The organism is Paenibacillus sp. V4I9 (assembly GCF_030817295.1).
Classification (GTDB): Bacteria; Bacillota; Bacilli; order Paenibacillales; family NBRC-103111; genus Paenibacillus_E.
The window spans coordinates 3,828,536-3,853,235 of the sequence record NZ_JAUSZE010000001.1 but is presented as its reverse complement, the minus strand read 5'-3'; the positions used below and the strand labels follow the sequence as shown (position 1 = coordinate 3,853,235).

At 42.7% G+C, this 24,700-nt stretch carries 14 protein-coding genes and 3 pseudogenes; 10 read left to right on the top strand and 7 right to left on the bottom strand.

Going from position 1 to position 24,700, the window contains the following annotated elements; genetic code table 11:
* Window positions 1–291 precede the first annotated feature (291 nt).
* On the bottom strand, window positions 292–702 hold the full coding sequence (locus tag QFZ81_RS18095; protein ID WP_307603826.1) for an HNH endonuclease: 411 nt from the start codon (window positions 700–702) through the stop codon (window positions 292–294).
* A 976-nt stretch (window positions 703–1,678) separates the two neighbouring features.
* On the bottom strand, window positions 1,679–2,857 hold the full coding sequence (locus QFZ81_RS18090) for a glycosyl hydrolase family 18 protein (protein ID WP_307603824.1): 1,179 nt from the start codon (window positions 2,855–2,857) through the stop codon (window positions 1,679–1,681).
* A gap of 909 nt (window positions 2,858–3,766) precedes the next feature.
* Between QFZ81_RS18090 and QFZ81_RS18085 the strand changes: the two are divergent.
* The 3 genes and pseudogenes from QFZ81_RS18085 (at window position 3,767) to QFZ81_RS18075 (ending at window position 7,257) form a co-directional block, all read left to right on the top strand.
* Window positions 3,767–4,398: pseudogene (locus tag QFZ81_RS18085) on the top strand (SGNH/GDSL hydrolase family protein).
* A 274-nt stretch (window positions 4,399–4,672) separates the two neighbouring features.
* Window positions 4,673–5,411, top strand: a pseudogene (locus QFZ81_RS18080) (AAA family ATPase).
* Between the two features lie 946 nt (window positions 5,412–6,357).
* The gene (locus tag QFZ81_RS18075) at window positions 6,358–7,257 is read left to right on the top strand and encodes a LysR family transcriptional regulator (protein ID WP_307603822.1); all 900 of its coding nucleotides are present in this window, start codon (window positions 6,358–6,360) and stop codon (window positions 7,255–7,257) included.
* A gap of 111 nt (window positions 7,258–7,368) precedes the next feature.
* Here the strand turns inward: QFZ81_RS18075 and QFZ81_RS18070 are convergent, their stop codons facing one another.
* Window positions 7,369–9,453: a multicopper oxidase family protein gene (locus tag QFZ81_RS18070; RefSeq protein WP_307603818.1), complete on the bottom strand. Its 2,085-nt coding sequence runs from the start codon at window positions 9,451–9,453 to the stop codon at window positions 7,369–7,371.
* Window positions 9,454–9,857: 404 nt separating this feature from the next.
* Window positions 9,858–10,754, bottom strand: coding sequence for an RCC1 domain-containing protein (locus tag QFZ81_RS18065; protein WP_307603816.1), 897 nt, complete (start codon window positions 10,752–10,754; stop codon window positions 9,858–9,860).
* 632 nt (window positions 10,755–11,386) lie between these two features.
* Here QFZ81_RS18065 and QFZ81_RS18060 point away from each other — a divergent pair.
* The 4 genes from QFZ81_RS18060 (at window position 11,387) to QFZ81_RS18045 (ending at window position 16,023) form a co-directional block, all read left to right on the top strand.
* The gene (locus QFZ81_RS18060; RefSeq protein ID WP_307440812.1) at window positions 11,387–12,004 is read left to right on the top strand and encodes a nitroreductase family protein; all 618 of its coding nucleotides are present in this window, start codon (window positions 11,387–11,389) and stop codon (window positions 12,002–12,004) included.
* Window positions 12,005–12,094: 90 nt separating this feature from the next.
* Entirely contained in the window at window positions 12,095–12,541 is a 447-nt protein-coding gene (locus QFZ81_RS18055; RefSeq protein WP_307440811.1) for a YybH family protein, read from the top strand.
* 328 nt (window positions 12,542–12,869) lie between these two features.
* Entirely contained in the window at window positions 12,870–14,369 is a 1,500-nt protein-coding gene (locus QFZ81_RS18050) for an NAD(P)/FAD-dependent oxidoreductase (protein ID WP_307603814.1), read from the top strand.
* Between the two features lie 320 nt (window positions 14,370–14,689).
* Window positions 14,690–16,023, top strand: a protein-coding gene (locus QFZ81_RS18045) for an IS3 family transposase (protein WP_307440809.1) whose coding sequence is annotated in 2 segments (ribosomal slippage) — window positions 14,690–15,077 and window positions 15,077–16,023 — 1,335 coding nt in all. Because the reading frame shifts where the segments join, the coding sequence is not laid out codon by codon here.
* A gap of 209 nt (window positions 16,024–16,232) precedes the next feature.
* Here QFZ81_RS18045 and QFZ81_RS18040 read toward each other — a convergent pair.
* The gene (locus QFZ81_RS18040) at window positions 16,233–17,267 is read right to left on the bottom strand and encodes a hypothetical protein (protein ID WP_307603812.1); all 1,035 of its coding nucleotides are present in this window, start codon (window positions 17,265–17,267) and stop codon (window positions 16,233–16,235) included.
* Between the two features lie 732 nt (window positions 17,268–17,999).
* Between QFZ81_RS18040 and QFZ81_RS37415 the strand changes: the two are divergent.
* Window positions 18,000–18,182 (top strand): annotated as a pseudogene (locus QFZ81_RS37415) (DUF2569 family protein); the annotation flags it as partial.
* A gap of 730 nt (window positions 18,183–18,912) precedes the next feature.
* Here the strand turns inward: QFZ81_RS37415 and QFZ81_RS18035 are convergent.
* A complete protein-coding gene (locus tag QFZ81_RS18035) occupies window positions 18,913–19,185 on the bottom strand; it encodes a recombinase family protein (RefSeq protein ID WP_307606946.1) in 273 nt (90 codons plus the stop codon).
* A gap of 41 nt (window positions 19,186–19,226) precedes the next feature.
* Between QFZ81_RS18035 and QFZ81_RS18030 the strand changes: the two genes are divergently transcribed.
* Window positions 19,227–19,652, top strand: a complete 426-nt coding sequence (locus QFZ81_RS18030) for a DUF4395 domain-containing protein (RefSeq protein ID WP_307603810.1) — start codon at window positions 19,227–19,229, stop codon at window positions 19,650–19,652.
* A gap of 988 nt (window positions 19,653–20,640) precedes the next feature.
* On the opposite strand, the gene QFZ81_RS18025 is transcribed toward QFZ81_RS18030, so the two are convergent.
* The gene (locus tag QFZ81_RS18025; RefSeq protein WP_307603308.1) at window positions 20,641–21,918 is read right to left on the bottom strand and encodes an IS110 family RNA-guided transposase; all 1,278 of its coding nucleotides are present in this window, start codon (window positions 21,916–21,918) and stop codon (window positions 20,641–20,643) included.
* A 1,976-nt stretch (window positions 21,919–23,894) separates the two neighbouring features.
* On the opposite strand from QFZ81_RS18025, the gene QFZ81_RS18020 reads away from it, so the two are divergent.
* Window positions 23,895–24,467, top strand: a complete 573-nt coding sequence (locus QFZ81_RS18020) for a beta-class carbonic anhydrase (RefSeq protein WP_171690679.1) — start codon at window positions 23,895–23,897, stop codon at window positions 24,465–24,467.
* Window positions 24,468–24,700: the final 233 nt, after the last annotated feature.

Sequence of the window (24,700 nt, the reverse complement as noted above, 5' to 3'; positions counted from 1 at the left end):
ATGAAAAAGAGGGAATAACTGGGCTAAATGCTTCCGAAGGAGAATAGGAATGGAGTCTTCTGCAAAAATATCGGGAACTCAATTAAGTTTATTATTGTTTTCCTTTGTAGCTATCCCTCCTTTAAAAATGTCCCGATGGCAACAATCATCGGGACATTTTAGGGGCAATTAGCTCTTCAGTATGTTTGGCCGCTTCAGAACAACACTTTATTGTTTAGAACAATACTTTATTGTAATTTGTCACTCAAGCAAAAGATAAAAACCGCCTCAAGGCGGTGAAGAGTACTTACATCAGTTCGCTCGACGATGGTTATGTTTAGCTTTAATGATGCGGTAACAGAGCTTTATAGAATTCGGCACGGAAAGTACTTTTTCTAAAAGATATGAGAACGCTGAACGGTTTCCTCGTTTCGTGTTGCATTCAATGCAAGAAGCGATTAAGTTTTTGGGAAGATCGGAGCCTCCTTTGCTTGAAGGGACAATATGATCTACCGTCGTTGCGGGACGTCCACACCACAAACAAGTGTAATGATCCCGTTTTAATGCAGCTTTTCTATAGTCTCGAAATGAAAATGGGTTGTAAAGTAATTGGATTGTCTGCTCGTCGATCCAGACGGCACGGGCTCGATTAACTTCCCTCCAAGCCCGGTGAAGTAAACATGGGGTTAGTTTTTGGCCATCAACATTGAGCACTCTTATCATAGTCAATCGCCTCCTAAGGCTAAAGTTAGTATAACCACAGACAATTTGATTATTTGATACGTGGATATGTATATTGGAGACGAGAGGAGTATCGGATATCTTTAATACCTAAACAGTTCGATAATGTCGAAGAAGCCTTGTATGGGAAAGCATCCCTGGAAGGCTTTTTTTGATTTTGGCTCTGTTAAAACTCGATGTTGATTTTATCATTAAGCTAAAGGGCAGATTACTGGAGTAACTTGTATTGATAATAAGGAGGAATTTCGGAATTCGAGATGGAATAATTATGAAATATTGAAATATTGATGTTCCAAAGAACGGGAATCGGAGATTATATGCAGGGTTCGGATGTCAATACCACAAAACATACAGTTATACAAATCAGTTGGATTTATTGTTGCAAAAGAAGAAATGGTAATAATCCAATGGTTTCCCGGTAAAGACTGTAGTTATGGAGAAAGCGATATAATTACCACGTTTCTCAACTCCCTCGGTGTGATAGTTTAATTAACTGCCTTTCATTGGGCGGTTAACTTATGGTTAAATTTAAATCCGAAGTACGAACAGCACATAAGGTTACGGTGTCAACGTGAATCTGCGCGAGGGCAGCACGCATGTTCAAAAAGAGGCTGCGGCATTTCTTTTGCATAGCATTGAATATAGCCGCCAGTTGACAGACAAGCCAATACACGCACAAGATTGGAATAGGATTAAGCAGGCTGTAACACTCTGCAAGAGTCCTTTTTTCGTTAGTTTCACATCCTATGTGTGGGTTAAATCTATGGATTCTAGTAAACTAGAATTAATAGAATCCTTGGGAGGGTGTTTGATATGACATTAAGATTTTATACCCGTATTAGGATATCTGGATAGCGATCTACCCGGGTCCAAATTTATGCTCCGCCATCCTTGACAACTAGTATGCGGATGAAGACGTAATTTCTTCCACCGAGACTTCCGTAATGTATTACAATTATTATTTATTAAAAACATTCCAAATATCCGTCGACTCTTGACCGATTGCCCACGCGGAAACTCCGGCCAGCGAATATTTTTTCACAAGGTTCCATCGTGCAGTCATGGATGTTTGATCCTCCAACCACATTTGGTGACGACCTGCCGAATCGGTGTATTCTACGTAATTTTGCTTTGCGGCGGGATCCCATTTCTTGGTGAGCCCATGTTGAGAAATCCAGTTTACAGAATCCTTCATAGTGAAATCTCTAGCAGTTGCCCCGCCTCCACCGCTAGGAGTTATCCACTCTCTAGTATAAAATGGAACACCAAGGAGCACCTTATGAGAAGGTACATCTTTAAGTAATTTCCGCAAACCATCTTCAACCCATGACAGTGATGCGACAGATTCTGAAACACCGCGTCCTTCATAGTATTCATCGTAGCCCATCATAATCACAAAATCCGCAGCCTCGCCCAGACCGGCGCGATTATAACTGCCTGACCAATTCGGATCTGGATTTTCTCTTGTTACATCAACGGAAACAATCTTTCCGCTTTCGCTTAAGGCCTTTTTTAAATCACGAACAAAGATGACGAAGTCTTCACGATTTTCCATATTCATATTTTCGAAATCAACATTAAGTCCGTCAATTTCATTAATGATTAACGAGTCTTTAATCTTACCTATGACTTCCACACGGTTAGCCGGAGAAGAAAGAATACGATCCGTTAGTTCCATATCGAACCCGTTGCCGAGCATTGACCAGACTTTTTTTCCTTTGGCATGTGCCCAATCTACATAAGATTTGTCAGGAGAAGTCGATATGAGCCCCTCTTCTTGTAGTCTATACCAACGAGGCATGACTATATCAAGATTACTACTAGTACTAGACTCCTTAAATTTGTCGGAACCCCCAAGGTAATTCCACCCTGCGACATAACGATTCGCTTTACGTACGGACGTGTACGATTTACGAATCCATCCCTTCTTTCCATCGAGCATTTGAACCAGATAATAATACTTTGCCGTCAAAATAATAGGAAATTCTTGATTTTTTTTAAGAACAGCAATTGTTTGGGAACTGGAATGGGCTTTTATATGAACGGGAGCGGTTAAGCGGGTCACCTTCGCAACAGTTACGTAATCTGGATTTTGTAATGATTGTCCATTAAGCGTTGAGGATCCAAATGCTGCCATTGTCTCTGTTGGGACTTGCAATGTAAAAATAATAAGTAAAATGAAAACAAAACTAACTCTAGAGATTGTTTTCAGAGTCGTTTCCTCCCGTGATTTCATAGTCTACGAGATTAAATATTATAGAGAATCTACTCTGAAAGAAAGTGAATTTCAATGGAAAAAGCCCAATCTGAAATTAAGCGAATCCCTAAACAAAAAAAAGGTGTTCCGGCAAGGTCATTCATGACCTTACCAGAACACCCTGTCATATCGTCAAGACCATATTCTTCGCCTCCTGGACGTATTTAAACTAAATAGAATGGACTTGGTCAATAGGGGGAACCGCGAAGAAAGTTGGCACCTAGTGTAGTCGAATCTCCATCTCCATGGTTACTGTGCTAAGGTCACCGTCGCAAAAAAATGAAAAAAACGAAAATATCCCCAAAAAAACTAAACAAGCCCATGATTTTTCAAGTTTCAGTCATAAGTGGGACTTTCTTGTCAGTTCTTGTCATTCGACATTTGAACGTTTGCTGATTTGTGTTGTTGTTGTTGTGCTGCTGCACACTGTCCAACGACACAAATGTACCTACATAACTTATTCGGCAAAAGCTTATTAGATGGTACATCTACTTCGCGAGGGACGGATACGATAGTTGAAAAAAAGCAGGCCAAGACTGTATTGTTCCAGTTTTGGACTGCTTTTTGTGATGCTCCAACAAGAATACATAGAATACATGTAAAAAATGTGCAGAGTCTTATATTTCAAGGTTTTTTCACGCGCTCGTTTAGTTAATTAACGAATGTTGGCGAGACCCTATGTAAAGAAGGTGCTATAGAACCTGCTGAACAATACCGCAGATCGTGCTTTCTATTTGTTAATTTCTCATCTAAAATGTGAATATATTGCTATTCGAAGGAGGCTACAAGATGAATGCAGGAAGGATATTGTTTCAAGGTGATTCGATTACAGATGGGGCAAGAGGACGCAATGATGATCTCAATCATATATTGGGGCATGGTTACCCATATCTTATCGCAAGCAAGCTTGGGAATGAACTGGCGGAGAAACAGCCACTTTTTATTAACCGGGGTATCAGCGGGAACCGGGTATCGGATTTGTATGCACGTTGGAATGAGGACGCATTCAGTCTTAGGCCCGATGAGATCAGTATACTGATCGGGGTCAATGATGCAGGAAGGATCGTAAATGGCGACCCCGGCGGTGCGACTGACCGATTTGAGCGTTCTTACCGTCACCTGCTGGGGGAAACGAAAGAGGTTCTTCCAGCCGCCCGCCTCATATTGTGTGAGCCGTTCATACCGGCGGAACCGTGGAAAAATGGGAAGCTTGGCAGGAACGGATCGCCCATTATCAGGACACCGTCCGGACACTCGCCAACGAATTTCAAGCAGTCTTTGTTCCGCTACAAGCTGTACTATACGATGCCTGCAAGAGAGCTGATGCATCGTACTGGCTCTGGGATGGAGTGCACCCGACGGCGGCGGGACACGATCTGATCGCACGGCAGTGGCTATCCGTCGTGCAGAGCAGGATTTAGTTGCTGGCATTAGGGTTCCGCAGTCGCGGATCGAAGGCGATACGATAAGGATGGGGGCCCGATGTTTTTTTTAATCGTTAGTTAAATTTACGTGGTAATCACTTCGAGAACGGCTAACAATGTAGCCGTTCTTTTTGTTATCATTAAGCTAAAGGGCAGAATAGTTGAAATAAGCAGAGAAAAAGATGATTTGAATAAGTGAAAATAAAAGGTTATGTTAAAATAACAATATGTATTTGGTTCATGAAAGTAGTTTTGTTTGGAGTTGAAATTAATGTACTTGCGAAGCCTAGAGATTCTGAGGAATGATAAAACTGATCCGAAAACCTATCCATTTTCCATACCTGCTGTGAAATCATTAAATTCGCTTTCTTTTCGAACGAATGTCACTTTTCTTGTTAGGAGAAAATGGTTCGGGAAAATCAACGCTCCTTGAAGCAATTGCTTATCAAAGCGGTTTTAATACGGCTGGCGGAGGGAAGAACAACAATTATGATGTGGATGCTTCGCATTCAATTCTGGGGGATCACATTCGTCTTTCATGGATGCCTAAAATCACGAATGGCTTTTTCCTAAGAGCAGAGACTTTTTATCACTTTGCATCCCATTTGGATACTTTGCCCGAAAGCCTGAGGTATTATGGTGGTCGTTCTTTACATGAGCAATCGCATGGTGAAGCGTTTCTTTCTCTTTTTAAACATCGTTTTGGAAAAAAGGCGATTTACCTTCTCGACGAACCAGAGGCGGCTTTATCCCCTGCAAGGCAATTGGCATTAATGAGGGTTATCAAGGATTTAGAGAAAGAAGCTCAGTTCATCATTGCAACGCATTCTCCGATACTTCTCGGATTTCCAGATGCACAGATTATTAACTTTGATGTACATCCCATAGAGGAAATTAGATATGAGGACACGTTGCATTACATCATCACAAGACGGTTTCTTGAAAACAGAAAGACGGTCCTGCAGGAGCTGTTTTCCGATTCGGATGATAAAAATGACGATAATAAGTAAGTGGAGGTCCTTATGGGGCTCGGTTATTCTGTGAGGTGTACAACTTGTTCGTACCGGAATGATTTTTTTACTGGCAGCGGCATGATGCACTACGATTTAGAGCTTTGTTTGCAAGATTTCCACCCGAAAACAAGAATGAAAATTGAAAAGGTAATTAGTGATCAAAAAGTCGAAAATTATGACTTCTCGAACGTGCTAGCCAACTGTTCCCATTGTAAGTCTCTAATTTGCCGTCCTTGGATAGCGATCCATTACGGGAAAGACCAACATTACGAGACTTCCTTTCGATGTTCAAAATGCAGACGGCTCATGAGTTTCATCGATCCTCGGGTGGTGGATTCGATTCCTTGCCCTTCGTGCCACGAAAAGAAGCTGCAGAGTGAAGGGACAATTCTATGGGATTAACAAAGTAATTATAGCCGAAAGGGAAGACTACTCTAACTATTCAATAACCGGGAAAATATAGCAGCTATAAACAACGCGGATAAGTGTCCAACGAAACTAGAATGGAATGTTATAAGTGTATACGATATTGTTTCTTACATTTTAATAGAAGTTCTTTTAATCATATCTCTTTTTAATTTAGGCTTTGTTAAAGTTCATTGTTGATTTTTCACCCAAAGAAAAAGCCACTCAATTGAATGGCTTAAAATCCTATATTCATTCAACTATCGTTACCCATTAGTGAAGTATTAAATAACTCAACTCCGAAAAGTTGAGAAAGTGAAAAAGGAGCTTGTGAAGTCTGTTCAAGCTCTCGGGATGGAATCGGACCAGTTGGATTAAGAGATACTCTGGTCTTTTGCCAGAACAGCTGAAGAAGATATTCAGAGTATCGTTCATACCTCCAAACCGTTTTCCGTCACAGAGGATTCAAACCATCCCACACAATACTATTTTTGTCTATAATAAGATTGAGAAAATGGAATGTGAGGTGCATAACAAGGTGGAACTTCTTCAGCTCGAGTACTTTCGTACTGTAGCCCGTTTGGAACACATGACAGAAGCTGCAGGGGTATTACATGTTACACAATCCTCGCTCAGTAAGACGATTCGATTGTTGGAAGAGGACTTAGGTGTCTCATTATTTGACAGAAATAGTCGCAAGTTACGACTGAATGAGTTTGGTCGTTCTTTTCTTCAGCGTGTAGAAAGGGCTTTGTTTGAATTGGAGGAAGGAAAACGTGAAATCGTCGATTTGACTAGAGCTGATTATGGTACATTATCACTGGCTGTTAACACTGCTTATATGTTGCCGGATATCCTTCATCGATTTCGGGAAATTCTTCCCCACGTCCAGTTTCATGTCCAGCAATTGAGGACCCATGAAATGGAAATTTGGGTTAAGAAGGGTGAAGTGGATTTTTGTTTGTCTGCCCCACCCATTCAAGGAAGTGAACTTGTCTGTGATATCGTTTTCCAAGAGCAGATTTATGTGATTGTCCCATCGACCCATCGATTTGCGAATAGGGACAGAGTTCGTTTATCCGAACTTAAGGAAGAACGGTTTGTCAGTTTGAAAAAAGGTTATGGAATTCGTGACTTGATGGATTCTTATTGTGAGAAAGTTGGATTTATACCCAACAACGCGTATGAAGGTGATGAACCGGCATCATTAGGTTCTCTTGTACAAGCAGGACTAGGAATTTCCTTTATACCAAAGACTGCATTATATGTTGTAGGGCATCCGGGAAATATTGTACCCTTGAAAATAGAGGAGCCCGTGTGTAACCGGGAGATTGGACTATCGAGACACCGGAGTCGCTATTTATCAAGTGCAGCAAAGGAATTTCGTCAAGTTGTCATCGAGTACTTTCAGAGAATTGCACAAAACAATAACATGTAGATAACGGCATGATTCGCGATGGGAAGATCATCGATCATCTTGTGGAAAAAGGACTATCCCATTCATCTTATGGAATAGTCCTTAAATTTGAACATGTATGGATGCGATCGTTTATTCCGGCTGGTTGGCTGTTTTCTTCCCTGTTTGAAAAGGGGTGCTGATTCCTTCATAGGTTAAGTGCATGGTCATTCCCATTCCTGCATGTAATAAATTATGACAATGGTCCATCCATATCCCGGGATTATCTGCTTTAAAAGCAACTTCATAACCTTCACCGGGAGCTACATCTAGTGAATCCGTCCACCAAGGGCTTCCTGTAGTCGGTTTCCCGTTCCGGCTGAGAACGAGCATCGTATGCCCATGAAGATGCATCGGATGATGATCCAAACCGCGATTGAAAAAAGTTACTTTTACAAGATCACCTTCTTTGACCGTTAACATAGGAGTATCGGGAAAAACGCGTCCGTTTATGGTATATAAAGGATATAGTTTACCATCATAGAACCCTGCTCGACTATCAAGGACTATTTTGAAGGTGCGGTCAAATTTACTATTGATAGTGAAAGGGGTCTGCTCTTTTACTCCATATTGACTCGGATCGAATACGGGATATTGCTCATCTATAGCTAAGGTTGAATTGGTCTCCGTCTCACTAAAGACAATCCCGGGAGTTACACCTGCATCACTTTGGCTGCTCAACCTTACTGGTGTCTGTGGCATTGTGAATAAAACATCATATCGTCCACCGCCAGCGATAAATAGTCTCTGATTCGTTAATAAGGCGGGCGACTGAATATCATTTCCGTCGATTGCAACCACTTTAAATGGAACTCCTGACAATTGGAAAGATTGCGGGTAGTTCTGGGCATTAATGATTCGAAGTCTGACTATTGTGCCCGACGTAATTGTTTGATGATCAAGCGTATCATTTAACCCGTACGTGGGCGTTAATGAACGGTCATTTGCCAATTGCCAAGCTTGACTTAATACCGTGATCTCTTTCGTATTGGGCTCTGGTGGATCTTTTGGTTCAACGATGAGCGAACCGAATAACCCTTTAATGACTTGTTTTGCCGATTGTTGATGGGAATGGTACCAGTACGTTCCCGCTTGTTTGGCTTGAAAACGGTATACATGTATTCCTCCGGGTGGCACGGAATCTTGTGTAACTCCCGCAACCCCATCTTCTGCATTTGGCACGTTATACCCATGCCAGTGAATGGTAACCCCATCTTCAATATCTTTATTTTTCAACACAACTTCAACAATTTCACCTTGCTTCACTCGTAATTCCGGACCGGGAACGGTTCCATTAAAGGTCCAGGCTTCCATGGTCTTACCGGAACTTAATTTTACTTGTTGTTTCTGGGCAACTAGTTCAAAATGTCGGTCTACTTTCTCGGTTTGAGGACCCGTTAATGATGCTACACTTATTTCTTTTTCGTTCATAGAATGGTTCATCATTTGCATAGTAATCTCACGATGATTCATGCTTCCCATGCTTCCCATATTCATTTGATCTGGAAGAACAGATGCTTTTACGGACAAGGTATACCAGACGCCAATGAGGAAGGCAAGGCATACAAAGGAAATCACAGCACGTAAAAGTCTTGTAGATGTAGTATTCGCATAATTGGTTTGTAGCAGTTTTACACTGCGACGTTTTTGTCGAAGCCATAATGCAACTAGAATCAAGGCGAATACAATCCATAGGAGAATAGCATTTACAACATTTAATTCAAAAGGGTAAACAAAATAGAACGAATACCAATCTACAAAGGAACTGATCAGAGTAGCCTGAATGGGAAGAATGAATTTTGGCGAGGTAAGTAACTTTCGATCCATCTCATCTTCAGTGGATTGTAAATCGTCAGTAATTCGACTGTTCATCTTTCGCAGGATCTTAAGGGTTACAAGTGTCGAGAATGCTGAAGGGATGAGCAATGGCATGGAAAGTAATACTTTTTCCTTCATAAATTCCCAACCATAAGTACCTAGTAAGAATAGGATGACTAACTCTGCAACGACCAACGCTTGAGCAATAACGTATAAAATGGTAAAACGTTTTACACTTTGCTTAAATTCTTTTTTTGTATTTCGGAAGGGAAGACGACCCAAACGATTGGCTGCAATCGCCCATGACACAACCAACAGGAATACAACAGCAAAATCAATCAGGTATAGTTGTTCGTACATGATAAAAACCCCTTTCCCAAAAATTTACCAACTACACCTCCATCATATTCAACAAGTTACATTTATACAAACGCATTTATATTCATAAATCCATTGATTTGAACGAATAGAAGGAAGCGATACGTTTGGCTGCATCCTGCAGCATCTCGAGTGGCGGTTACTTTTGAGCATTTGCCGCATTGTGGGTTCCGTCTACAAGAAGCCTTGTGAATGAGATAAGTCACGATGATACGATACTGAGATACCTGCGACTTTGACAAAAAGCAAAGGAACTGCTAGGGGCAGTCCCTTTGCTTTTACATATCCTGGGAGACGTTTTGCATTGCTCTCCAAAAAAGAGCATTCTCACAGCCCTCAATACATTTAATTTTACCTATATCCACAAGCCAATGTTTAAAAGAAAACTAATTGCCGGGTAGTTGGATGCCACACCAACCACTTACATCGCATTGGCCATATTCATTATCACCCACAGCAACCACCGTGCCGTCCGATTTAAGACCGAGAGTATGAGCGCAACCCGCTGCAACCGCCACAATATCGCGCCAGCCACTTACATTGCATTGGCCATGCTCATTCCAACCCACAGCGGCCACAGTACCGTCCGATTTAAGGCCGATGGTATGACTACTACCCACCACAATCGTCACAATACCGCACCAGCCGCTTACGTCGCATTGGTCATGTTTATTCAAACCCACAGCCGTCACCGTACCGTCCGATTTAAGTCCGATTGTATGTAGATAACCTGCCGCGACCGCCACAATATCGCACCAGCCGCTTACATTGCATTGGCCATACCGATTATTACCCACAGCCGTCACCGTGCCGTCCAATTTAAGACCGATGGTATGCCAGTCACCCGCCGCGACCGCCACAATATCATGCCAGCCGCTTACATTGCATTCACTTTCATTATTTCGGCCCACAGCAACCACCGTGCCATCCGATTTAAGTCCAATGGTACGACGCCAACCTGCCGCAACCGCTACAATATCGCGCCAGTCGTTTACATTGCATTGGTCATGCTTATTCCAACCCACAGCCGCTACAGTACCGTCAGATTTCAGACCGATTGTATGAGCATTACCCGTGTTCGTCGCCATATGAACATTACCAGTCGAAACCGCCACAATATCGCGCCAGCCGCTTACATCACATTGGCCATATTTATTATCACCCACAGCCGTCACCGTGCCGTTAGATTTAAGACCAACGGTATGACGACGACCTGCCGCTATGGTATCTTTAGGCCACCGTTTCACCTTTAACGCCGCTTCTTTCGGTGGAATGTTATCCATGTTTACCTCCTTGCAAACAAGACCTATTTTATTACGGCAGCGCTTTCCAGGCTTCAGGTCATGCTCCTTGCTACTGTCCGGATAGGACAGAAAGCACTCCCACGCCTAGTCTTCGTCTAGCCCCAGTGCCGTTAGCGCTTCCGCGGTCCAAATCATGTGGCATTGCATCTCCTATTTTCCCTGATCATAGCGATTCGGACATGGGATTTCAACACGTTACTACGAACACCCAAAAGAAAAAGCTTTCTCCCGCGCTTCGCTTGGCCTATGTCCTCCATCTGTGGACACCATCTCGATGGAGATACATACCATTATTTCCACTTCAGTTTTATCAACAACCGAACCCTTAGGGGTAACAAAAAAGAGCGATGTGCAAAATTTCACACCTTAAAAATTTTAAAAACTGTCTTGACATCTTGTAGCACTATATTCAGGTAACGCTCGATTTCTTTTATTCGTTCAAATCAATGAATTTATGAATTTAAATGCGTTTGTATAAATGCATTTTGTTAATTATGATTGACTTAACATCAGTTGTATAAAAAAGAAAGGAGTGTTATTGGCGATTATAACCAACCGTTTTTCAGCCGTCGGCATGCAAATTGAGTTGAAATGAACAGGAGCTGATCTTTGTGGGAACAACTTCAATATTACAGAATCGCTATTCCGCTAGTGCTTTCGATCCCGAAGGCCGGATTGCCCGAGAGGAGTTGACCTCTTTTGTCGAACTTGCCATCAAGGCGCCTTCAGGCTTTAACCTTCAGCCTTGGCACTTTCTTATCGTCGACGACAAAGATAAGAAGGAAGCCTTGGGCACCGCCGCTTTCGGCCAGCAAAAAATTAGAGATGCTGCGGCATCTGTAATTGTGTTGGCGAATTTGCAGGCTTATGAGCGTGCTGAGCAAATGGTGAATGATCTCGTAACAAAACAGTATCTTCCGGAAGCGTACAAGGAAAAAGCGATCAATAATATTCGCTCTTATGATGTAAATTCACCTGACAAGTACAAAGAGGAAGTAATCATTGCCGCTTCTTTTGCGGCATACGGCTTTCAACTTGCCGCATTTGAACACGGCTACGGGGTAAATCCCATTGGTGGATTTGATCCGGCTGCAGTTTCCGAGACGTTCGGCATCCCGGCTCACTTGAAGCCCATTTTAATTATCGCCGTCGGCCCTTCCCCGGTGGAGACGAAGCAGCGCAAGTTCCGATTCCCAGTAGAAGAGGTATCATCTTTTAACGCAATCTGACAGACTGGCTGCCCATCTGCAGACCGTTTACTGAATCATATAACAAAGCGGAGAAATCAGTGAACCACACATACAGAGGAGGAAAAACCAATGAGTGACTATCAAAGAATTGTTGATCGCTTCGAGATCGAGGCGCTGCGCGGCGAATTCACCGACGCAGTGATGATGCGCGACCCCGACCGCCTTGCGTCATTGTTCACGGAGGACGGCGTGTGGCGGATTTCCCAAGTCGTCGAATTCGTTAGCCGGGAGCAGATTCGCGCCGGGAGCAAGCAGCTACAGAGTCAGTGGGACTATTTCGTGCAAACCACGCACCCGGGCACGATCCAGCTCGAGGGCGATACCGCAGTCGGCCGTGCCTACATCTCAGAGCTCGCGCGCCTGCGCGACGGCAGGAGCGGACTGAACTACGCCGTGTACCATGACCGCTACCAGCGCACAGAGGACGGCTGGAAGTTCGCCGAGCGCGTCTACGAGGTCAGATACCTCGACACCACACCGCTTTCGGGCTCGTCGCAGATCGACTCACATGAGTAGGAGTCGATGTTCTCGGCGCCCCGCAGCGGGGCGCCTGCAAATGAAGTGCAAAAAACAATTCAGGTCGGATTATTTTGAAAAAATATCTATTCCTTCAGCTACTCAAAGAGCACTTGAACGAAGAATAGCTGATGCAATCTCCAAAAAATGGCCAGCGTAAGGGGAGAATCAAAACTCTTTTACCTTGATTTTAAGGATTTTGACAACAATTTCTGTCCCAATGCCCCCTATACCCCTTAAATCACGGAGGATCAATACCGAGTTCCTTTTTAAGATTAGCAGTAGAAGGAAAAATAACCCTTGGCAATACAATGGAAGGATGATTATCATGTCAAACATGAACAAAGCTGTAGTTATTGGGGCAGGAATCGCTGGACTGATAACGGCAAGAATGCTATCCGAGTATTATAAAGAGGTATATATTGTTGAACGCGATGAATTACCGACAGCACCAGCCAATAGGCAAGGTACTCCACAGTCTTTCCATCCTCATCGTGTACTGCCACGCGGTCACATGATTCTAGAGCGCTACTTCCCTGGTTATACGAATGATCTGTTAGACCACGGTGCTCATCCCTCAGACGCCGAAGAGATGGTTCTTGTTAATCAGTTCGGTACACTTGTAAACCGTCCTCTAATCAACAGTGCTTCGAGCAGCAGGGCTTTGTTAGAATGGGTGCTTCGTCGCCGTGTACAAAACATCCATAATGTTCACTTCCTAACAAATACAGAGGTTATAGGTTTAATGTCTTCTGAAGACCGTCAAACGATTACTGGCATATATACAAAAAAGCGCAACGAGAATAAACAGGAAGGTATGCTTACAGCGGACATGGTTATCGATACTGCTGGGCGCTCTTCAAAGGTCATCAAATGGTTGAATTCGCTCGGTCATACTGTACCGGATCCAGAGGTGCTGAAGGTATCTCTTGGCTATAGTACCCAGTACTACAAAATTCCTCCGCAAGCGGATAAAGAGTGGAGATCGGTTATATCTGAGGCACAACCTGCTAAAGGAATAAGTACTGGTATGCTATTGCGCATTGAAGATAATATAGCCGGAACATTACTGTTTAGCGCAGGTGGTGAGCATTATCCTCCCACTAAACCGGATGAATTCCAAGAGGAACTCAAAAACCTAAATGCATCAGAAATTGCTAAGATTGTAAGTAATTTAGAACCTTTGCAAGGCCCTCGCGGATATCGTACACCTGAATCTATTCGGCAGCATTTCGAGAAAATGGAGAATTGGCCGTCGGGACTGCTTGTTCTTGGAGATGCGTTCTGTAACTTTGACCCCATTTATGGACAAGGAATGACGGTAGCTGCAATTGAAGCAGAAACAATTGCAAATTGTCTGGAAGAGCAGAGGCGCAATTCACAGCCATATTTTGAGCGACATGTGCTACATCGGATGCAAGAAGCCATCGACCCGGCTTGGTGGCTGAGCTCTATTGCTGATTTGCGATGGAAGGGTGTCGAGCATATTGATGCAACGCCTATAAAGGGGGTTTCATTCGCCCAGAAATACATCGACTTGTTCACAAAAAAAGCGATGGAATTAGGAACTAATGGTAATAGCAAATTTTATCTAACACAGTTCTTGATGAATTCCTTGGTTCTGCCTCCTAGCAAATTCTTTAATGCGGAAATACTGACCATGATATTGAATGATAATGGTTCGCCAGAAGAAAAACAATTAAGAGCGGAGCTTGGTGTTCAGGATCCTAAACTATTTCAGCAACGAATTGATGAATTAATTCCGTCGTTTGATGCTGCATTCGATGAGCGTTTGAAGGACGTTCTTATGTCTTTCGAACAGCAATAATTTATGGAGGGTAGGCTGCAATTTTAATATTTATTACTCATAAAATGAACTCTCCAGACATGGAGGGCTCTTACATTTTTATCCATGTGTTTGCGGGTGGTGTCAGTTATCTAAACGAGCGCGTGAAAAACCCTTGAAATATAAGGCTCTGCACATTGTTTACATGTATTCAATGTATTCTTGTGGGAGCATCATAAAAAGCAGTCCAAAACTGGAACAATGAACTGTGACCCACAAGAAGGACACTTTGAAAAAAGTGCCCCTCTTGTGGGTCTTTTGTGTTTTAATCAGAGTAATGGTGAGGGAGCGGGGATAAGAAAATGGGGAATTTAAATCGTACGTTATTCACAGAAGAGAACATGCGGAGGTTAGAAACAAATTCAAATGTGCAGCATGTATCGGAGACGAATATTACATATACGCCTGAATTTAAATTAGCTGCAGTTAAAGCCTATGAAGAAGGGGAAACACCTGCGGAGATATTCATTAAGGCTGGTTTTGACTTGGATCTCATTGGTCATAAAAAACCCAAGCAGAGTTTAAAACGCTGGCGCGATACCTACGCTACATTTGGAGAGTCGGGACTCAAGGAAGAGCGGCGAGGCAGAGGCAGTACCGGACGAAGGAAGACTGGTGCTTTGTCTGCAGAAGAAGAATTGAAATTGGCGAGAGCCAAGATTAAGTTTCTGGAAGCAGAGGTAGACCTTCTAAAAAAGCTCGAGGCGCTCGAAAGGCAGAGAAAGAAACATTAAGGCCCTCCGAGCGCCACGAGATCATCAATCATACTATCCGAGCGCATGGGCTAAAGCGTATGACGCGCTATCTCTGTGCGATCGCGGCGGTAAGTACAAGCGGCTACTACAAGTGGATGGAAACCCAACAGCATCGGCAGCTTCGTACAGTGACTGACGAATGCGACATCGTTCTCATTAAGCAGCACTTCGACGCTCTGCGGGGTAAAGCTGGTGCTCTGGTGATTAAGATGCGTCTCGAGCAAATTAGTGGCGTTATCATGAATCACAAGAAGATCCGCCGCCTTATGCGCAAGTTCAATCTTGTTGCACGGATCCGCCAAGCCAATCCGTACCGGAAGATGGCCAAGGCAACTCAGGAGCATCAGACATTCCCGAACCTTCTGGAGCGCCAGTTTGATCAGGGTGAACCAGAAAAAGTATTCCTCACCGACATCACTTACTTACGGTATGGAAGCGGACAATGGGCCTATCTTTCGTGTGTGAAAGACGGGGCTACCCGACAAATTCTTGCCGACTGCCTCGCTGCTACACTGGAGCTACCGCTCGTCGAACAAACGATTCAACGCCTGTTAGAACGGCTTGATGGAAACATACATCCCGAAGCCATCTTTCACTCCGATCAAGGCATGCACTACACACACAACAAAACTCGTCTTCAAATCAAGAAGGCCGGTTTTAAGCAATCCATGTCCCGTAAAGGTAACTGCTGGGATAATGCTTCGATGGAATCATTCTTTGGGCATATGAAAGATGATGTTGATTTCAAAGCATGTCAGACCTTTGAGGAGGTAAAGGCATGTGTTGCTGACTACATAGCCTACTACAACTCCGAGCGGTATCAGTGGACGTTAAATAAGATGACCCCCGACGAATTCAGAGGTCATCTCCTTGCTGGCTAAGCCTAAGTCGTTTTTTATAAACTGTCCACAACTAGGGTCACAGTTCACAATACAGTCTTGGCCTGCTTTTTTCTGTCATTCAACTCGTGCCCGTTAGCGCAGCGGGATAACCGATTCATATGATGGCTCGTTATTTGTTTATTAACCAGAAGAAATTCTTTGACGAGAGTCGGGAACCTTCGTGCCTGAAATGGTATTTCACATGGACGCTATTCTACCTCCGGGATAGCCAACAGAATTTCCTCCGCGACTTCACAAAGATTGGGAAGAAAATCGCTGACATCTTTGGCGCGCTGCCGGATGTCGTCCCATGATCGAATGCCGAGATCGGCAACCATTTCGTCGAAGGAAGGCGCGTACACGGGCTGCAGTTCCGGGGCGTCCGCAGCGAGAATTTTGTGGCACCTTGCGAAGGTCGCCACCATCCAGAAGACTGCTTCGCGGTGACAGCCTAATCTTATCAGCTCCCGGCTCCCGTCAATGACGATCGGCCTTGCCGCGGCCGTAATGTCGGAGCTGAAGAAGAACGGCGTTCTTGCAACAGCTGACGCTGCATCGAAGGTACTGGCAAGCTCATTCAGATGCACTTCGACACGCTGAGGACTTAAGTCGGCGCATCCGAGCAGCCTCAGCAGGTGCGGATAATCGTCCGTGCGCCCGTACGCCTGAAGAACTTGGTGTGCAGCTAGATAACGCAATCGAATCGTCGGATTACGAAGCGCAGCAACAAGGAGGAGGTGAGTTGTTACGCCTGTCGGAAAAAGCCATGCCGTAACCTGGTCGTACCACGGCGCGGAGGGGTCGATGGACCCCAGCCCCCTCTCGATCGACCGAAGCACGTTTCCGCAGCGACGGCGTACCCATGCCCGTTCCGCGAAATGGCGGGATACCTCCCGTTGCACACTTCGCAGATATCCCGTGGGATCATCAATGATGGTGTCCGTCCGGAAGCTGCCGGCAAGGTGATACGATGTCAGAACGTCCTCAGCGGACGAAAGCTGATGCCGGGACAGAAAGGAGATCTCAACAAGCACTCCCAAATGGATCAATTTCCCTGGTTTGAGCGGAAGGTCCTTCCGGTCCAGCACGACCATGACGTCGATATCGGAGCCGGCGGACATCTCCGTGTCGTCCGGTAGCCCTACTGTCGAGCCGCTGAAGTACGCTCCCATGTATCCTGCTTCTCGGCTGATGTGGCTTGCCACCCAATCGACTGCCGCCGTGCGTGCATCCCTAACCTTCATGGCATCCTCCCCTAAAAACTCCCTCTTTGTTAAACTCTTCTGCCCGTTAGTTGAATGTAATCAACAACAAAGTTTAACAGAACTTATCTTTAAAAGGGGGTGTCATGTATATGCGGAGAGAATCCAAGATTAACTTGATAATACTATTCTCAGCCTTGCTTCTAGCCATTGTTTTATTTTTTCTCGTCAATCTATTTACCTTGGAATATAGAGGAGAAGGTTACGGTATTTCAGGGAATGGAAACTTAGGACTACTCTTCATCTTTCCTGCCGTCCCCGTGTATTTATTCATGTTAATATTCGTTTATAAAGTCGGTGGGTCATATTATCGTCATCGAAAAAACATTACTACTTTGTCTGTAATTTTACTGTCTTTACTTTGTTTTTCTGTATATGGTGAATGTTATCTAATACATTCTCTACTCCATCACCTGGGAGGGGGACCAAATTCCCCAGATTCTGTGATTTATAGATTTGGCTGGTTAAATCAATATACAAATACACTGTATTTTAACTTCTATTCGTTTACTATTGGAGTTTTGCTAACATTGTTGATTTGTTCGTGTGTAGAGATATTCAGGAGAAGGAAGATACGTCAGGCACAGCAATTATGATTACTCCTCTTTACCAACATGGGAACGAGAGTTAAATAACCGCCCTTTCAGAGGGGCGATTTTCTTTTGAACAAAAATCAACATTAAGATTTAACATAGCCTTAATTTATTAAAGAAGAACAAGAATGGACCATTGATTACAATCAAAACTGAATTAATAGTGATACTAATTAAAATCATTGATTTCTTTTTGTCAAATAAAGAAATCAATGATGTTCTTGACTTAATGCTTATAATTATTGTAGGAATATTATGGGTTTTATATTTTAGATATTCGAAACGAGTAAATACAACTTTTTGAATGTATCTTTAGGAAGGCATTGACATCAGATACCGTCTTTCAACTAACGGGTAGTTGCATTGAAGTAGACTCCTTTTTGATTTCGTAGAAGTAATACTTAGAACGGAGGGATGAAATAAGTGGATATTGCCTTAGCTTTACTTTCCTTTTTCTTTATGTTGTTTTTCTTAATTGCAATTCGAGCAATTCTAAACAAAGATAAAAGTGACGTTCTCATATTCGCGACTTCGGTTTTTTTTGGAGCTATTCTATTTATTAGTGTAGTTGTATTTGGTCAGTAAGTGCGTACAGTTGCCTTATTAACTAACGAGGAAGTACGACAAGTTCTGCTATAAGCGCCAGACAGCGCGAAAAGCAGGAGATTACATGGAGTAATCTTAACTTTACAACCAAGGATGGGAATGACGGAACCATGTATCTCGAAACCATCCCGCCAATACTCCTGCATGCGTCGTGTTTAACAGAATATGAGGTGTGAAGTACAGGTAGATTCGGCAGAACGAAGGCTGAGGTATGCCAACGGATATGTCGCGCGGCTGAAAAACTGGATATGGTGAGAATGCTCGCATAGAAGCGAACTGACGAACTTCCGAATGTACAGGTCTAAAGTTAGAGCATGCGGAAACGTATGTACCATCAGACGATGGGGTGAGCGGCGTAAAGTAAAATTTTTTCTATGAAATACGCTATGCCGAACCATGGCGGCATTGGAAGCCAAAATGCCAAATCGCTAAGTTTTGTCAGCTACCGAATGTGCCTTGCTATCATAAAGCTTTATTGCCTGTATTACCTTTTTAGTATCTGTCTTTGGTCTACCACCGTTACGTCCTCGCGCCCTAGAAGCAGCTAATCCGGCTTTAGTACGTTCTACTATAATATTCCTCTCAAACTCAGCAAAGACGGCTAACATGCTAAAGAGAGCTTTACCAGCGGCTGTTGAATAATAACATAGGTTGATAAGCAATTCTAAAATTATCTTGCTAACCTGATTAGGAAGATGCATAATCATGGTAATAAATAACAGATGAAAGTAGGTAGTGAGTTATGAATAAGGAAATACCCATGCCTTTGGTTAAAAGCAATCAGGTTGGTGTTGTTTTGTTTATCGTACTGGCTACCATTATTCAACAACCGCTATTGCTTCTACTATTATGGATCATTCAAGCTGTAGGATTGTTATTCGGAACCAAAGCAAGCCTGTTTATACAGATCGCTAAACCCTTTCTCCATAAAAAAATAGCGGGAGCTGAAACTCAGGCTGTTGAGTTGCAGCGATTCAATAATTCTTTGGGTATGACTTTTCTTACGATTTCATTACTGAGTTTTTCATTACATTGGAAAGTTGCGGGTTATTTGTTTGCGAATATGTTTGCAGTTGCAGCTTTATTATCTGTTTGCGGCTTTTGTATAGGCTGCCTTATATATTTTCAATATAGGCAATTTAAATACAGAATAAATCGAAATCGTTAAGATGGCAAATTCAGGGAACAAGAGTGGTATCTTGAGAAAGAAAGCAACATCGCATTATTGGAATTTCTCAAGAACTTTCGGGACAATGGTGAGCAAGAATCTTAAACGGCACAGCGATTAAGGACACAAGCGTAATCATATATACGGTCGGTCACGAATGGATTTAATTCGAAATAATCGCGGATTTTGGACCGATGATGTTCAAATACGCGTTGATAAAATAAGTTGGGAAAAGCTTCGACTCCATTTTATATATGATTGCATTGAAGCAACAATTGCCATATAAAAAAATGAAACCAAATTTGGTTTCATTTTTTCGTTTTAAATGTTTTACAAGTTATCCACCTTCGCCGCCTGTTCCTAAAATAATTTCGATCTTTATTTATAAACGAAACAGAGTTCGAATAAATGGTTTGAAATTTAAAAGCAGATGCCAATTTACAGAGAGGCAACTCCTCTTTTGGTTTATAAAAGTAACGGAGCAGAATAGTTAGAGAAGGCTTGGCACTTTTAGCTTATATTGGAGTTGATAGACCAAATATTTATTAAGTCTTATTTAAAACCGAAAGATAAAAAATAATGTCCTATTAAGCTCCCTCAGAGAATAAGGATTTTCTCACGAATGCTCGCTCATTCGCAGGATTTCAAAATGCATGTTAAATAGGAGTTCCGGTGTTTAGGTAGTGTGTGGCAGGCAGTTCCGTTAGAGCGCATGCGGGAACAGAAGGTGTTGATGTATTTACAACATCTTCCATAATAAAGTTATGATGCACGCTTCTCTCCACAATATCCTTGGGGATTCACTCTCCCAAATCTCGACGGGTCTTTGCCCTCACATTCCTTCGTCCTATCTATCCAAGGTGTGGAGTCCGATCAACGTTAACGGAACGGGTCTATGCCCTAAAGCGTAAAAATCTCGGTACTCCGTGCTTTCTTTGTGAAATCCTGCGAATGAGCCAATCTACGTGTCAGGGTTACGATTTAATTTTTATGCTGCTAACGGTAGCTGGGCCTTATCCATGGAGAATGTTTGTCCTTCTCTTGCCATGGCTACAAGCATCCGGGCCAGTTTCCCAATCAGCTTCATCATGGACTGCATTTTCGTCATTCGTTTCACTTCGGTATTATGCGTATGCATGGCTTGGAACGCTTCATTGAAAGATAACAGGTGAAACACAGTGAAGTAGAGATGCTTGCGCAGTAGCGAGTTGCCTCGTTTGGTGAGCTTGATTTGCCCCTTATACTTGCCTGAACTTCGTTCTGCTAAGTTCAATCCTGCCTTGCGCAATAATTGATTTCCGTGAGACAGCTTACGTAAGTCCCCGCCAAATGCCAATATGGCAGCCGTTGCAGGAACGGAAGCACCGACAGATCGAACGAGATCAGAACAAGGAATTTCAGGCAGTATCTTTTCAATCATCTCGTCCGCTTCGTCAATAATTCGGCGGATCCTTTCATACTCTTCGATGAGGTGCCTCAGCTCCCATTTGTCTTCTTCAAGGGCAGTAGTGTCTCCCACGCTATGTCTAGCGAGTGATTGAAGTTCCAAAGCCTTGTTCGTACCTCGCACCCCGCCAGGTCTGGCCATATACTCACCCCAGATCTGTACCATTTGCTCCGGAGTTAGCTGTAATAGGTCAGAAGGGGCTGGAAACCGGCGCAAAGAGGCCAACGAACGATCGCTAAAAATATCATCAAATGCTTGTCTGTATTCTGGAAAACGGATATCGAGCCAACGATGGATTCTATTCTTAATCCGTCCTGATTTAACAACCCAGTGCTCTCTGTTCGTAACCATAACCCGTATCCGGCGGAATGCTTCATCCTTTGGAGAAAAGGGCGTGTAGAACCCACGACTCACCGCATCGGCGATGACCAGAGCATCTTTTGGGTCGTTCTTGGAAGGTGAGTTATCTCTATTTTCTTTATTACGTTTGGTTGTCATTGGATTGACAAGAGCCACATCAATTCCTTGACCAACCAACCAGTTGGCAAGATTGAACCAGTAGTGACCGGTGCTCTCCATTCCCACAACCAAGTCATTCATGCCGTACATCTTCTGTAATTTCCGAATACTGTGTTCTAGATGCTCATAGCCGGCTAGGTCATTGGAGAATAGAATAGGGCGCTTGGTGAGGACAATACCTCGAAAATTAATGGCTTGTGCAGCATGATTCTCCTTGGCAATGTCGATGCCTATGACCAGAGTGGTAGTAGAGATTCGTTCTACACGTTGATTTTGAGAATTAATTGGATTAGACTTCATAATAACGCCTCCTAAGGTGAGTTCTGAGGGCTGCAACCCAGTACATACTCATCCTAGCGAGGCGTCCTTTTTTCTGCAAGTTCCATCTATTAACACCTACAGGAATGTTAACGGAAACTATAGGTTAATAAAGACACCGCTGCAATTCCCAAGATGTCTTTACATTCCCCTGGCCGCTTTATCAATACACAAATACACTATATTTTAACTACTTCACGTTTACTATTGGAGTTTTGCTAACATTATTGATTAGTTCCTATGTCGAGATATTTAGAAGAAGGAAATTAAATCGCACGCAGCAATTATGATTAGATGTTTATTGAACTACCGGGTAACGTTAGTTCAATAAAACAGCGACAGTCTAGGACTTTATTTTCTCGTCCTTGGCTGTCGCTGTTTCGATTTGTAGGCTCATTAACGATCTGAAAAGGGAAAATAGTTTAAAGGGCCTTTTTTGTCCGTTTGGTGATGTGTTTTTGGTGGACATGGACACAAAATTGGGTGTTTTATTCAGATATCCTTTATTGAGCTATTACATATCAAAACGAATTCGTTTTGATATGGCCAAGTAAACGAGACAGGCGAGCAAAAGGCATGCACCCCAAATAGTATAGATAAATGAAGAAAAAATGCAGGAAGTCATTATCAACCACGAACTCTTCTGAATTACCCTTTTAAATTGTTCAGATCGTCCACTTTGCTCTGTAAACTCTGTTTGTTGGAATAAAAATTAATAATGTCATCAATGCTCGAAAAAACAACACTAACGTTCGAATCATGTGTATCTATTTTGATAAAAAACCGCTTTTCTGATGTGGTCACATCTTTATTTTTATTAGTATTTGGTGGCGCTAAGCTTAATTTAAAGCTTCTTTCAGACCCAAGGCTGCCCGTACCCTTCGACTTAGAGTATGAAAAAACGCCAAGGCGGTCATGTTTAAAGGCTTAGCGTATATTTTCGTCAAAATGTTGACGGTCACCTATTATTAAACTGATCATTCCCAGAAAACAAAAATTCACATATTAAAAAAGTTTCATCATAGAAATGAGACCTTTTTCAATATGTGAATTGGTTTCAATTGGAATAATTAAGTTAATTATAACACAAAGGGGTAATGAATTAAAGTAAGTAAAGTGAGGAAAGCAAGGACATCCAGGTCCTTTTTTGTTTATATTAAAAGTATTACCGTTAAATTTCGAACTTATGATGATGATCTGTCGGGTGACAAGAACATTATCTCATTAATTGCCGCGTAAATCGCGGCTTTTTTATTTTATGGGATCAAGTTCTTGTCAAAACCCAATGACAAGAACTTGATCTCATTCCCGATAGAGCCATTGCAAGAGCATTATTGTTACGCTAACTGGTAGCATACTGTGACGAATGACAGATTTTATGATGGCATGGTAGCTTGTAGGGAGAGACAAAGACCAACAAACTGTTAAAATCGAACATTACCTTGTTCCTGGTTATGACGTAGAATAGAGTAAATATATCCAAAGCGGAGTGTGATCTATGATTGACAATAATGGAATGATGGCTAAGAGAGCAGACACCTGATCGGTATTCAGGAGAATGATTGGAAATCCCTCATTACGATAGAACATTTACTTGCAATGTCGGCAGGTTCGATTTGCCAGATTTCGGAGAGTGGAATTATTTCGCCCCTATGGTCTTTCACGAGGGATTGTGGTTTTGGCAAGCTATTGTTCACTTTTTTGAACCCTAGTCTTGCAAAACCACAACATTAAAGTACTGGACAGGGGTTCAAAACCCTACATTACCAATTATTACGACAGTATCGTCAGTTGCGTATTGGTAGCGCTTCTGATGGTTCTTTTTCTTTTCATGGATGTTGCAGGACTAGATTCATTTATCGAAACCATCTAATAAGAATAAGGTTTGGGATGTTGAGGGTGCTTCGTAGGTTATGATAAGATTATAAGATATCAAGAGAGAAATTGAGGTGAGAAGCTTGGACCGACTTTATGATATGTTACATTTTAACTCGGAGTTTGTAGAGAAGAAGGAATTTGAAAAATATAAAGCTTCTAGATTCAAAGATAGAAAGATGGTTGTTGTAACTTGTATGGACTCAAGGCTTACCGACCTTCTTCCCCGAGCGTTAAATATTAAGGATGGAAATTCCAAAATCATTAAAGATGCTGGAGCGATTGTTTTGCATCCATTTGGCAGCGTTATGCGTAGCGTTATTGTTGCTGTATATGAATTAAATGCCGATGAAGTGTTTGTGGTAGGACATCATGATTGCGGGATGAGCTGTATTGACCCTGGCGAAACCATTAATAAAATGAAGGAGAACGGCATATCTTCCGAAACTATCGACACCCTCGAAAGTTCCGGAATTAATTTGCAACAGTGGCTACACGGTTTCGATAGTGTTGAAGATTCCGTCAAAGGAAGCGTGCAAACGGTCAAGAACCATCCCCTCCTGCCAAAACACATTCCAGTTCATGGCCTTGTAATCGACCCGGAAACAGGAAAGTTGGATTTAATAGTGGACGGTTATAAACATAAGGAATCGTAGGGAATCCGAATTGAATGAAGCCTTCTTAGATCACGAAACGCTATTCTGGGAATACTGAGCTATCGAGAAACGTTAGTTACATACACTATCAAGCAAAGGCTGCCGGCAAAATCGGCAGCCTTTGCTCAACTAACGGACAGTTATGTTGAATATATGCTTGAATATAGGGTGAACAACATTTACAATTGAATTATCTTCCAAATGAGGTGAAATGGATGTCATTCCGTATCGTT